This window comes from Streptomyces sp. NPDC000878, assembly GCF_053599695.1.
Map to the genome: position 1 here is coordinate 1 of NZ_JBSFMT010000135.1, position 12,584 is coordinate 12,584.

At 70.4% G+C, this 12,584-nt stretch carries 9 protein-coding genes, 1 tRNA gene and 1 pseudogene; 5 read left to right on the top strand and 6 right to left on the bottom strand.

The window, feature by feature from the left end; translation table 11 throughout:
• Positions 1-71: 71 nt before the first annotated feature.
• From ACWDR4_RS48675 to ACWDR4_RS48685, 3 genes are all read right to left on the bottom strand, one after another.
• On the bottom strand, positions 72-803 hold the full coding sequence (locus ACWDR4_RS48675) for a nucleotidyltransferase family protein (RefSeq protein ID WP_450418476.1): 732 nt from the start codon (positions 801-803) through the stop codon (positions 72-74).
• A gap of 125 nt (positions 804-928) precedes the next feature.
• The gene (locus ACWDR4_RS48680; protein WP_369037725.1) at positions 929-1,378 is read right to left on the bottom strand and encodes a hypothetical protein; all 450 of its coding nucleotides are present in this window, start codon (positions 1,376-1,378) and stop codon (positions 929-931) included.
• A gap of 214 nt (positions 1,379-1,592) precedes the next feature.
• Positions 1,593-2,729 carry an ABC transporter ATP-binding protein gene (locus tag ACWDR4_RS48685; RefSeq protein ID WP_450418477.1) on the bottom strand — a complete coding sequence of 379 codons (1,137 nt, stop codon included), beginning with the start codon at positions 2,727-2,729 and terminating at the stop codon, positions 1,593-1,595.
• Positions 2,730-2,955: 226 nt separating this feature from the next.
• On the opposite strand from ACWDR4_RS48685, the gene ACWDR4_RS48690 reads away from it, so the two are divergent.
• Positions 2,956-3,032 (top strand) — tRNA-Thr (locus tag ACWDR4_RS48690).
• A gap of 4 nt (positions 3,033-3,036) precedes the next feature.
• Here ACWDR4_RS48690 and ACWDR4_RS48695 read toward each other — a convergent pair.
• Positions 3,037-3,930: an aminoglycoside phosphotransferase family protein gene (locus ACWDR4_RS48695; RefSeq protein ID WP_450418479.1), complete on the bottom strand. Its 894-nt coding sequence runs from the start codon at positions 3,928-3,930 to the stop codon at positions 3,037-3,039.
• Positions 3,931-3,963: 33 nt separating this feature from the next.
• Between ACWDR4_RS48695 and ACWDR4_RS48700 the strand changes: the two genes are divergently transcribed.
• From ACWDR4_RS48700 to ACWDR4_RS48710, 3 genes and pseudogenes are all read left to right on the top strand, one after another.
• Positions 3,964-4,617, top strand: a complete 654-nt coding sequence (locus ACWDR4_RS48700; protein WP_450418481.1) for a rhomboid-like protein — start codon at positions 3,964-3,966, stop codon at positions 4,615-4,617.
• Between the two features lie 56 nt (positions 4,618-4,673).
• Positions 4,674-5,805: pseudogene (locus tag ACWDR4_RS48705) on the top strand (NAD(P)/FAD-dependent oxidoreductase).
• Positions 5,806-6,027: 222 nt separating this feature from the next.
• Positions 6,028-9,240, top strand: a complete 3,213-nt coding sequence (locus ACWDR4_RS48710; protein WP_450418483.1) for a Tat pathway signal protein — start codon at positions 6,028-6,030, stop codon at positions 9,238-9,240.
• 82 nt (positions 9,241-9,322) lie between these two features.
• Here ACWDR4_RS48710 and ACWDR4_RS48715 read toward each other — a convergent pair whose 3' ends face one another.
• Entirely contained in the window at positions 9,323-10,303 is a 981-nt protein-coding gene (locus ACWDR4_RS48715; protein WP_450418485.1) for a zinc-binding dehydrogenase, read from the bottom strand.
• A gap of 61 nt (positions 10,304-10,364) precedes the next feature.
• Positions 10,365-11,639 carry an NAD(P)-binding protein gene (locus ACWDR4_RS48720; RefSeq protein ID WP_450418486.1) on the bottom strand — a complete coding sequence of 425 codons (1,275 nt, stop codon included), beginning with the start codon at positions 11,637-11,639 and terminating at the stop codon, positions 10,365-10,367.
• Between the two features lie 142 nt (positions 11,640-11,781).
• On the opposite strand from ACWDR4_RS48720, the gene ACWDR4_RS48725 reads away from it, so the two are divergent.
• Positions 11,782-12,486, top strand: coding sequence for a pentapeptide repeat-containing protein (locus ACWDR4_RS48725; protein ID WP_450418488.1), 705 nt, complete (start codon positions 11,782-11,784; stop codon positions 12,484-12,486).
• Positions 12,487-12,584: the final 98 nt, after the last annotated feature.

Consider the following 12,584-nt stretch of genomic DNA (forward strand, 5'->3'; position numbering starts at 1 on the left):
GCCGAACTGGTCGACGAGGCCGTTGTCGCGGTCGGTGCCCGTGAAGCCCATGGACTTGGAGAACCTTCAGGTCAACGGCCCAGCGCCGCCAGCTCCTTCGCGGCCTCCGTGAGGTCCTTCGCGGTGTCGATGGCACGCCAGTAGGCGCCGTGCGGGATCGGGAAGCCGGCCAGGCGGCGTTCGCGGGCCAGATGGGGGAACGTGGTGCGTTCGTGGTCGCCGCGCTCCGGGAGCAGGGCGGCGAACGCGGAGGAGAAGACGTACACGCCCGCGTTGATCTCGAAGGTCGACGGAGGGGACTCTATGAAGTCCGTGATGTGACCGAAGCCGTCCGTCTGGACGGCACCCCACGGCAGCCGCGGACGGGCCAGCGCGAGGGTCGCGACGGCGTCCCGCTCGGCGTGGAAGTCGGCCATGTCGCGCAGCGAGAAGCGGGTCCAGATGTCGCCGTTCGTGGCGTACCAGGGCTGGTCCGGGGCGGGGAGGTGCGCGGCGGCGTACTTGAGGCCGCCGCCACGGCCGAGGGGTTCGGTCTCGACGACCGTCGTGACGCTCAGCGGCAGCTCGGCGGTCTCCAGCCACTTCTGGAGGACCTCCGCGAGGTGACCACAGCTGACGACGACATCCGTCACGCCCTCCTCGGCCAGCCAGACGAGCTGATGGCCGATGATCGGCGTCCCCGTGCCGGGGATCTCGACCATCGGCTTGGGGCGGTCGTCGGTGTACGGGCGGAGCCTGGAGCCCTGGCCTCCGGCGAGGACCACGGCTTGAGTGGGGCGCGTGGTGGCGTGGGGAGCGGTCATGCCGTGAACTGTACGGGGCGCTCCGCGAGGGCTGCGGGCCCGGTGGGGGCTGGGCGCGCAGTTCCCCGCGCCCCTGGAAGGCTGCCCCTGCGGGGCGCCTTCCAGGGGCGCGTGACCGTTGCTTGCTAACTGTGGGCCGCTGCCACCCCTGTCGCGAAGGACGTGTCGCAGACCGGGCGGGAGTACGACTGGGCTCGCGACGGGCCGTACACGCGGACCGCGGCGCGGCCGAGGGCGCGGGCGATCGAGGTGCAGTGCTTCGCCAGGGACGGGTGGCCGTTCACCGCCTGCTGGAGGTGGGTGAGGGCGGTGCCTGGGTCCTTGTCCTGGAGTTCCAGGAGCAGCTGGTCGCGCAGGACGTCCTGGGGGGCGGGGGCAGCGGCGGCTCGGGCGGCCAGGTCCTCGGAGGACGCCGTGAGCACCGAGTCCGAGGGATTCCCCGACCAGTTGACTCGGGTGACCGCGAGGGTCCCGGACAGCACCAGGACGACGGGCAGGACAAGGGCGAGGCTACGGCCGATCCGGCGGGCGGGGCCACGGCCACTTCGCGTCAGTTGGTTAGTGGAGTGCTTCACGCGAGTGAGGGTAGCGCTCGGTGCTGATTTGGCGACATTCAGTCACCCGATCGGGGGATGGATTGGTGCCGTTTTCTGGGTAGGGCGTTGACGTACGTGATGCGAAACGACCGGTGTGCCGGGGTATCGGACGCACGGTTCACGGGTATGGGAAAGGGCCCCGCAGCAAGCCGCGGAGCCCTTCGCCGTTCAAGCAGGCATGTCAGCCGATGTCTCAGTCGGTGAGGCGCTCGCCCGTGGAGGTCGAGAACACGTGGATCTCGCCCGGACGCGGGACGACGTGCAGCGTGGCGCCCTTGTCCGGCACGGCACGGCCGCTGACCCGGACGACCAGGTCCTTCAGGTCGTCGCCGACCTTGGCGCTGCCGTAGACGTAACCGTCGGCGCCCAGCTCCTCGACGACGTTCACGGTGACGGCGAGACCGGCCGGAGCGTCCTCGGTGTCCTTGGTCAGCGCGCTGGCGGCGGCACCGTTGTGCTCGACGACGTCGAAGTGCTCCGGACGGACGCCGACCGTGACGGTGGTGTCACCCTTGTCGGCGGCGGCCTTGAGGGCCTCACGGTTGACCGGGACGACCGAGTTGCCGAACTTCACACCGCCGTCGGTGATCGGAACCTCGATCAGGTTCATCGCCGGCGAGCCGATGAAGCCGGCCACGAAGAGGTTCTTGGGGCGGTCGTACATGTTGCGCGGCGAGTCGACCTGCTGGAGCAGACCGTCCTTCAGTACGGCCACCCGGTCGCCCATGGTCATGGCCTCGACCTGGTCGTGGGTGACGTACACGGTGGTGATGCCGAGACGGCGCTGCAGCGAAGCGATCTGCGTACGCGTCGAAACACGGAGCTTGGCGTCGAGGTTCGACAGCGGCTCGTCCATGAGGAAGACCTGGGGCTCACGCACGATGGCACGACCCATGGCGACACGCTGACGCTGACCACCGGAGAGCGCCTTCGGCTTACGGGCCAGGTAGTCGGTGAGGTCGAGGATCTTCGCCGCGTCCTCGACCTTCTGGCGGATCTCGGCCTTGTTGACGCCGGCGATCTTGAGCGCGAAGCCCATGTTGTCGGCGACGGTCATGTGCGGGTACAGCGCGTAGTTCTGGAACACCATCGCGATGTCCCGGTCCTTGGGCGGCAGGTGCGTGACGTCGCGGTCACCGATGTGGATCGAACCGGCGTTCACATCCTCAAGACCCGCGAGCATCCGCAGGGAGGTGGACTTTCCGCAACCGGAGGGACCGACGAGGACGAGGAACTCGCCATCCGCGACATCGAGCTCAAGCTGGTCGACGGCGGGCTTGTCGCCACCCGGGTAGATGCGGGTCGCCTTGTTGAACGAAACAGTGGCCATGGTGATGGGCCCCCTTCTACCGGCAGGAACGTGCCGGACGATCCGTTGTAGGAAGGTGGTGTAGTCCACATACGCGGACTGGTTCTGGACGGTACCTGGGGATTCGTCTTCTGTCAGTAGGTGGGGGAGTGTGAACTTCGCGGAAATTTTCGACTGGGGGGCGGCCGGGACCTGGGTACACTGCACGGGCACGCATGCCTGCACGGCCTGTGCACGCGCGCGTCAGGCCTCCTTAGCTCAGCTGGCCAGAGCAACGCACTTGTAATGCGTAGGTCGTCGGTTCGAATCCGACAGGGGGCTCCAGCTACTACGAATTCCGCAGCCGCCGAGCCACCTCCAGCCCCGTCTCCTCCACCGGATCCCCGTCCTCGATGTTCCACAGGGCGTTCTGGAGTACCCGGGCCAGGGTCCACGCGCGGGCCCGTTCCCTGTCCAGGGACAGTGCGTCCGTCAGGGCGTCGAAGCGCCAGAGGATGTCGCCTGCGTCGAAGCGGGTGTTGAGGGCCGGCCAGAGGTCGAAGCCTGGGTCGCCTGCCAGGGGTTTGGGGTCGATCGCCAGCCAAGGAGCGCGGTCTGCGGCCAGGACGTTTTCGTCGTGGAGGTCCCAGTGGAGGAGGCGGTTGCCGGGGTCGGGAGCCACTTCGCGTAGGGCTGCCGCGCAGTCCGCGATCAGGGTGCGCGTCATCGGGTCCGGGATCTGGGGGAGGGCCTCTGGTGTTCGGGCCAGCATTTGGGCGGCGATGTCGGCCAGGCGGCGGATGCCCGGTGGGGCCGGGGTCGATGTGAGGTGGGTCAGGAGGTTCGCGATGACCAGGGTGGCCTCGTGGGCGTCGGGGACGGTGGACAGCATTCGGGTGTGGTCCAGGCGTTCCAGGAGCATCGTGCCTGTGGTGGGGTCGTGGTCCAGGAGGCGTACCGCGTGGTTGCCGTTCCAGTGGTGGAGGGCTGTCGGCTCGCCTTCGCTTTCGTCGTCCAGGAGTTGGAGTTTCAGGGCCGCCGGGGTGTTGTCGGTGGTGATGACCGGGAGGACCAGGGCCGTTACGCCGTGCATCGAGGGGCCGTCCACGCGTAGGTTCCAGCGGTCCAGGAAGTCGGCTGTGCGGGTGGGGAGTGCCGTGATGAAGGCGCGGCCCGCTTCCCCGTTGTACTTGAGCTGTGTGGCGGCCAGTTCGGCGGGGATTTCCACAGGGGTGCGGGTCACTGGGCGACTGTATGTGCGTGCGTAAATTGGGGCATGCGATTTCCGGTCCGCCCGCGCGGGGTGTGGGCTTACGTCCGTAGTGCTCCGGGCACGTATGTGTGGCTGCTCGTGCTGTTCTTCACGACGGTGGCTGTGCATCACATGTCGGCGGAGTTCCAGGAGGAGTTCCTGCGGCAGCGGTCGACGAACATCGATGAGCTGTCGGACCATCCGGTGCGGGTGCTGATCTCCAGTGCGATGTGGATCGACGGGTGGTGGACTCCGTACGTCGTGCTGTATTCGGTGTTCCACGCGTCGGTCGAGCGGTGGCTCGGGACCGTGCGGTGGCTGACGGTGTGTGTGGCCTCGCATGTGCTGGCGACGCTGATCAGTCAGGGTGCGGTGTGGCGGGCGATCCGGGACGGGTCGGCGCCCGCGTCGGCGGCCGGTGTGATGGATTTCGGGGTGAGTTACGCGCTGGCGGGGGTTGTCGCCGTGCTCGCGTATCGGATCGCTCGGCCTTGGCGGTATGTGTACGTGGCTGGCGTTCTTGGCGTGTATGGGGTGCCGCTTGTGTTCTCTCGTACCTTCACCGATCTCGGGCACTTCACCGCGGCTCTTGTCGGGTTCGCCTGTTGGCCGTTGACGCGTGGGCGGGGTGGGGAGGTGTGGAATCCGAAGGAGACAGTGGGGGCGCTGAGGCGTTAACGTCCGGCGTTATGAGCATCAATGGGTAGGTTTCCTTCTGGTTCGCGGAGGACGGGTTGCCTGTTCCTCGTGCGCCTCTCGACGGGGATGCGACGGCTGACGTCGTGATCGTCGGGGGTGGTTATACCGGGTTGTGGACGGCTTACTACCTGAAGAAGGCCGCGCCTTTTCTTCGGATCGTCGTTCTGGAGAAGGAGTTCTGTGGGTACGGGGCTTCCGGGCGCAACGGGGGCTGGCTGTACAACGGGGTCGCGGGGAGGGACCGGTACGCGCGCGTGCACGGTCATGAGGCTGCGGTACGGCTGCAGCGGGCCATGAACGACACCGTCGTGGACGCCGCACGGGGCGCGGGTGCATCCGGTGAAGCTGGTCAAGGGGCTCGCGGCGGCTGTTGAGCGGTTGGGTGTTGTCGTCTGCGAACGGACGCCTGTTACGGAGATCCTCGCGAAGCACGCGGTCACGCCGTACGGGACGGTTCGCGCGCCCTATGTCCTGCGCTGTACGGAGGGCTTCACGGCCTCGCTCAAGGGGCGAAACATACGTGTCTGCCAGAACTCGTCGATGATCGCGACCGAGCCGTTGACGGACGCGCAGTGGGACGAGATCGGCTGGGCGGGGCGGGAGACGCTGGGCGACATGGCGCACGCGTACATGTACGCGCAGCGGACGGAGGACGGGCGGATCGCGCTGGGCGGGCGCGGGGTGCCGTACCGGTTCGGGTCGCGGACGGACAACGACGGGCGTACGCAGGCGGCGACGGCCGAGGCGTTGCGGGAGATTCTCGTGCGGTTCTTTCCCGTGCTGGGTGATGTGCGGGTCGCGCATGCCTGGTCGGGGGTGCTGGGGGTGCCGCGCGACTGGTGTGCCTCGGTGACGCTCGACCGGTCGACCGGGCTTGGGTGGGCGGGCGGTTACGTCGGTTCCGGTGTCACCACCGCCAATCTCGCGGCGCGGACGCTGCGGGATCAGGTGCTGCTGGACTCGGGCCAGGAGGGGCGTACCGAGCTGACCGGGCTGCCGTGGGTCGGGCACCGGGTGCGGAAGTGGGAGCCGGAGCCGTTGCGGTGGGTGGAGGTGCGGGGGATGTACGCCACGTACCGGGCCGCGGACCGGCGGGAGTCGGCCGGGGGCGGGGAACGGTCGTCGCGGCTGGCGCGGGTGGCGGATCGGGTGGCCGGGCGGCACTGAGTCGTCCGGGACACGGCTGCTGAGTCGTTCGGGGAGGCGGCTGCTGGTTGTGGGTGGTCCGGGGCACGGCTGCGGGTTGTCCGTCGGCCGCCTTGCCGTTGCTTCTCCCTCCGGTCTCGTTTCGTTGCCCGGATACTCGCGGGTGCTGTGTCAGACCTGTGTGCCACCATCGTCACGTTGGCCTTCACCGGCCTCATCGACCACTGATCCGGGGGGATTTCGATGTTTGGCTCCTGCCTGTCCGAAAGACGTGGGCGGCCGGCCGTGCCGCTGCTCGTCGTGACCGTCCTGGTCGCGTTGCTCGGCTCGCTGCTGACGCTGACGACGACGGTGGGGGCGGCGCCCGCGAGGGCCGTCGGGGCGGAGTGCGCGCCGCTCGCGCTCGCGCCGTTCGGCGATCCGGGGGACGCGGTCGCCCGGGGCACGCTGGAGGGCGGGGCGCAGGCCTGCTACACGGTGACGGTGCGGGCGGGGCGGCATCAGGTGTCCCTGGAGGATGCCAGGAACGGGGCCTACGCGAACGTCAGTGACGCCGACGGCGGTTCCGTGGAGTGCACGGCGCCCAGCTACGGCGTGCGCTGGTGCGACTTCCCGGCGGCGGGGGCGTACACCGTGGTGGTCGACAACTCGGGGGCCTCCGAGACCACGGACTATCAGCTGGCCGTTGTCGCGCTGGCCGGGACCGAGGGCTGTGACGGGTCCGTCGGCACGTCCTGGGACCAGCCGGTGACGACCGGTACGGCGGTCAGCGCGGTCGAGGTCGACTGCCTGCCGTTCCGGGGCACGCCGGGCGAGCGCGTCACCGTCTACCGCGGTTCGAACGTACGGCAGTGGATCACCGACGCGAGCGGTACGGACATCTGCGTGCGCGACGACGAGGACGGGTGTGTGCTCCCGGGTGACGGCCCGTACCGCGTGCTGTCGTACCTCTTCTACGACGACCAGCTGCCGTACGACTACGAGTTGCAGGTCCGTCGGCTGTCCGACGCCGAGGGCTGCCCGGTGGCGGCGGTCGGTGTGTACGGCACGGTGCCCGAGGCCGGCGGGGTGCGCTGCCGCTCGCTGAGTGTGCCCGCGGCGGGCCGGTATCTGGTGAACCCGATCGGCAGCGAGCAGGGCGACGACCTGTGGTCGTACGTCTACGACGGTGCGGGCAGGAAGGTCTGCCAGGCGGGCGGTTGGTGCACGTTCCCCGGCGCCGGCACCTACACGCTGGTGGTGGGCGATCCCACCGCGGTGACCGACTCGGAGTACGCCACGGTCTTCCTCGACCGGACCGGCACCGAGGGCTGCCGTACGGTCGGATGGGGGCTCTACCAGGGTGAGTTCGGCGGTCCGGGCCAGTACGACTGTCTGGTGCTGCCGGGTGCGCGGGGGGTGCCGTTCGGGGCGCTGGCCTCGCTCGGCGGGCGGCCCGACGCGGACTACGAGGTCGTCGACAGCGCGGGTGTCACCCAGTGCTCCGAGACGACGCTGAGCGCGGGCACGTGTGCGCCCACCGGCGCCGCGCCCTACCGTCTGCTGATCCACTCGGACTCCGGGACGGCGACGGGGGCGTACGGCATCCACCTGGTCCGTACGGACACTCCGCAGGGCTGTGCCCAGCTGCCCGCCGGCAGCTTCGCGGTGAACGGCGCCAAGGCGTCCTTCGCCACCGGCGGCGGTGTGTTCGCGCACTGCCTGACCATCCCGGCGAACGGGCACACGGACGCGGAGATCCTCCAGCTGATCGCCACCACCGGCGGGGTGGGCGCGGGCTTCTCGGTGGTCGATTCCACGGGCAAGCAGGTCTGCGAGCGATACGCCACCACCAATGGCTGGACCGTCTGCAGGCTCACCCCGGGCAGCGCTCACACGGTGCTCGTCAACGGCTGGGACAAGGACGCCACGTACACGCTGACGCGCCGGGACGTGACCGCGGGCGCCGGTTCGGCGGGCTGCGCCACGAGCGCGGCGGCCAAGGTGGGCGGCGCGTCCCTCGCCGGTACGTACGGGGGGCCGGGCACCCTGAGCTGCCGGCGGATCACCACGGCCGCTGCCACGGACGTGCTCCACGTGAACGTGCGGGACGCTCTCGGCAGCGGCAACATCGTGGTCTTCGGCGGTGACGGCACCGTGGAGTGCTCGTACCGCAACAACGCCTGTGCGGTCACCGGTTCCACCAGTCACCAGGTCCTCGTGCAGGTCCCGGCCACGCTGAAGGCCCCGGACGCCTACCGCCTGGACGCGCTGCGCATCGCGACCGCCGAGGGTGCGGCGCCCGAGTGCGTGAAGGCGCCCTCGGTGGCGTACGGGTACGGGCCGATCACCGGCACGCTGGACGAGGCGCACACGGCGGTGTGCGCGGCGCTGCCGACGGCCGGGTTCGACCACTTCAAGACCGAGATCAAGGACACCACCGGCGCCGCGGACACGGCGGTGCCCGCCCTGTACAACGCGTCCACCTGGGCCAACGGCTGTGTCCACTACATCCCGGAGGGCTACGACTGCGACCCGCTCGGGTCGTCCTGGGCCAGTACTCCGAGCGTGTTCGTGCTCGGCCTGCCGGAGAAGGCGTCCGCCACCTCCTACAGCGCCCGGCTCGTGTGCTCGTACGCGCAGTGCGGCACCGAGGAACTCGGTGTCACCGGGGTGAGCCCGGCGACCGGAGCCGCCGGGACCAAGGTCACGCTCACCGTGTCCGGGGCCGCGCTTCCGGCGGACTCCGTGGTCCGGCTGGCGCAGTCCGGCAGGACCCTGACCGCGCGGACGACCGGCGTGTCCCCGGACAACCGGACGCTGACGGCGACCCTCGACCTGACCGGCGAGACCGCCACCGGAACGTGGGGCGTCAGCGTGATCGCGCGGGGCCGGGAGTTCCAGCGCGGCACCTTCACCGTCACCGAGCCCCAGCTGACCGACACGGCCGCCCCCAAGGTGACCGGCACGGCGAAGGTCGGCGCCAAGGTGACGGCGGCGCCCGGGAGCTGGTCGGCGACCCCGTCCTCGTACACCTACCAGTGGAAGGCCGACGGCAAGGCGATAGCGGGGGCGACGGCGTCCACGTACGTCCTTCCCGCCGGCCGGCTCGGCAAGAAGCTGAGTGTGACCGTCACGGCGGTCAAGAGCGGCTGGAAGAGCGGGTCGGCGACCTCGGCCGCGGTGACCGTGGCCAAGGGGGACGCGCCCAGGGCGACGAAGCTGCCGGTGATCAGCGGGACGGCGAAGGTCGGGAGGACGCTCAGGACGTCGGCCGGGACCTGGAGTCCGGCGGCGACGTCGTACGCGTACCAGTGGTACGCGGGCGGTAAGGCGATCGCGGGGGCGACGAAGTCCTCGCTGGTGCTGAAGGCGGCCCAGAAGGGCAAGAAGATCACCGTGAAGGTGACGGCCCGGCGGACCGGTCACAAGGACGGGGTGGCGGTGAGCAGGGCTACGGGGGCGGTCGCGCGGTGAGGTCGTAGGCCGTCGGCGGTTGAGGGGGCGGGTCCTGGTGGGCCCGCCCCCTCAACCCGTCATCCCGTCCGTGGCTCACGGCTTATGGCTCCAGTACCACCTTGCCGGTCGTGCCGCGGGTTTCGAGGGTGCGGTGGGCGGTGGCCGCCTCTGCGAGGGGGAAGCGGTGGACGGACGGGGTCAGGCGGCCGGTGGCGGCTTCGGTGAGGGCGCGGAGTTCGAGGGTGCGGAGGGGGTCGGGGCCGCCCGCTCTGCTGAGCATCGCCGGGCCGAGGACCTGTTCGGAGACGCCCTCGACGAGGAAGGGGGTGCCGTCGTGGAGGCCCTCGCCCGACCAGCCGAAGACCAGATGCTGTCCGGTGGGGGAGAGCAGGGACGTGGCCTCGCGGGCGATCTCGCCGCCGACGCCGTCGAAGACGACGGTGGCGGGCCGTCCGCCGAGATACGCGCGGACCTTCTCCGGCCAGGCGGGATCCGTGTAGTCGACGGCGAGATCGGCGCCGTTCGCCGCGACGAGGGCCGTCTTCGCGGGGCCGCCCGCGAGGCCGATCACGGTGGCGCCGGTGTGCCGGGCGTACTGCACGAGAAGGGTGCCGATGCCCCCGGCGGCGGCCGGTACGACGGCCACGGAGTCGGGGCCGAGGTCGGTGAACTGCAGGATGCCCATCGCCGTACGCCCGGTGCCGATCATCGCGACGGCCTGGGCGAAGTCGAGGCCGGCCGGGATCTCGTGCAGGCGTTCCATGTCGGTGACGGCGAGTTCGGCGTATCCGCCGGGCTTGAAGCCGAGGTGGGCGACGACGCGCTTGCCGCGCCACAGCTCCGGGGTGCCCTGGCCCAGGGCGTCGACGACGCCGGCGACCTCGCGGCCGGGGATGGTCGGCAGGGGGGTCGGCTCCGGTGCCGGGCCTCGCATGCCCTCACGGAGGGCCGTGTCCAGGAGGTGTACGCCGGCTGCGGCGACGGCGATACGGACCTGGCCCGGGCCGGGTGCCGGGTCGTCCACCTGTTCGTAGGTGAGGTTTTCGGCGGGGCCGTAGGTGTGCAGGCGGATGGCGTGCATGGGGGTCCCCCAAGGGTGCGGGTGGCTCTCGTCGGGTCTCAGGAGTCCCCACTCTTCAACCTCAAGCTTGCTTCAGGTCAAGAGGGCCAAGGGGGTCGTGGGGGCCGAGGGGGCCAAGGGGGCCGAGAGGTTTGGGGCGGCCGTGGAGTCGCCGGGTTCCCAGCGCCAGCGATACGGCCGTCAGCGCGCTGTTGAACGAGACCTCCGCGAGGACGCCGGGGGCGGCCACCTGGTCGCCGGCCAGGTAGACACCGTCGCCGCGTTCGATCGCGGGCCGGTCGCGCCAGCTCGTGCCGGGCAGGTCTACCGCGCCGGTACGGCCGTTCGAGGTGGCCTCGCGGCGCCAGGTGACGCGCTCGCGCCAGCCGTCGAAGGCCAGGTCGAGCAGTTCCTCGGCACGGGCGACGCCCTCGGCGCGGGAGGCGCCCGGGGCGATCGGGAACTGGCCCTGGAGGAGCTGTTCGCCGGGCGGGGCGAGGGTGTGGTCCTGGGCGGTGAAGCGTTCCAGTCGGCCGGGGGCGTCCAGGTCGGAGACGACGTAGGGGTCGCCGCGCCGGGTCCGTACGGCGAGGTCGAGGAGGACCGTACGGGCGCCGGTCCAGGTGAGGGTGTCGTCGTTCAGGAGGCGGCGGGCGGCGTCGAGGGAGGTGGCGACGATGACGGGGGTGTCCGTGGGGAGTGTGTCGACGCGGGACAGGGTCTCCATCCGTACGCCCAGGTTCCAGGCGCGGGCGGCCATCCGGTCGATCACGGCGGCCCAGCCGCCGCGCGGGTGCTGGGCCTCGGGCGGGAGGGCGGCGGCGCGGCGCAGCCGTTCCTGGACGAAGGCGGCGGACAGGAGGCCGGGGTCGTGGTGGAAGAGGGTGACGGCGGAGTAGTGCGCGGCGGCCAGGGCGCCCTTCTCGCCCGCCTGCTCGGTGGCCCAGGTCATGAAGTCGACGTCCACGGGCGCCTGTTGGGCGCTGCGGCGGAGCAGCTTGAGCATCGCGAGGGGTGGGGTGCGGCGCAGGGAGCCCTGGTGGCGGAAGTGGAATCGGGCGGCTTCGAGGGGCGGGAGCGGGGCGAGGGGGCCGATCAGGTCGCGTCGCGTGAGCCAGGTCCAGTGCGGGCCGCCGCTGTAGAGGACGTGCGGGCCGTCGTTCGTACGGTACGGCCCCTCGGCGGTGCGGCCCCGGCCGCCGAGGGTGTGGTGGGCCTCGTACACGGTGACCTTGGCGCCTGCCTCCGCGGCGGCGATGGCGGCGGTGAGGCCGGCTAGGCCGCCGCCTATGACGGTGAGGGGGGTGAGGGGGGTGTGGTGTGAGTGAGGGCGGTGGCGGGTTCGGGGGCGGGTCATGTTTTGGGGCTCCTTCTGGTGGGTGCCTTTCTGTTTCCGTCGGTACGACTGGTTGAGGGGGCCGGAATGTGACATGGGGGGTGGTGGGGGTGTGTTTTTGCAGGTCAGGGGGATTGTCGGTGGTGGGGTGCAGTATGGGGGCATGACTGGGCGAGTGGTGGGTGGAGCGGGTGGTTCCGGGTCTGGTTCCGGGGTGAAGAGGGCTCGGCGGCCCGAGGTGCGGTTGCCGGTGCTGGAGCCGTTCGGGGGTGGGGAGTTGGAGGCGGACGGGGACTATGACGGGCTGGAGTTCCGGGATGCCGACTTCGCGGGGCAGAACGGTGGGGGTGCCCGGTTCATGGAATGCGCGCTGACGGGGTGCGCGTTGGACGAGACGCGGCTGCACCATGCCCGGGTGCTCGACTCCGTTCTCACGGGCATACGGGGTGTCGGCACGAACCTCGCCGAGTCGACCCTGCGTGATGTGGAGCTGGTCGATGCGCGGCTGGGTGGGGTGCAGTTGCATGGGGCTGTGCTGGAGCGGGTGGTGGTGCGGGGCGGGAAGATCGACTATCTGAACCTGCGCAAGGCGAAGTTGAAGGACGTCGTCTTCGAGGGGTGTGTGCTGGTGGAGCCGGACTTCGGGGGTGCGGTGCTGGAGCGGGTGGAGTTTGTGGACTGTGTGCTGAAGGGGGTGGACTTCAGTGCGGCGACGTTGAGGGATGTGGATTTGCGGGGGGCTGTGGAGTTGGGGTTTGCGCGGGGGGTGGATCGGTTGGCGGGGGCGGTGATCAGTCCTGTGCAGTTGCTTGATCTGGCGGGGGTGTTTGCGGCGGAGTTGGGGGTGCGGGTGGAGGGGGTTGGGTAGTTTTTTCGCCCCCGCCGCCCCTACCCGTCCCATCCCTGGGGGCTGCGCCCCCAGACCCCCCTTTCGGCCTGAACGGCCTCGTCCTCAAACGCCGGACG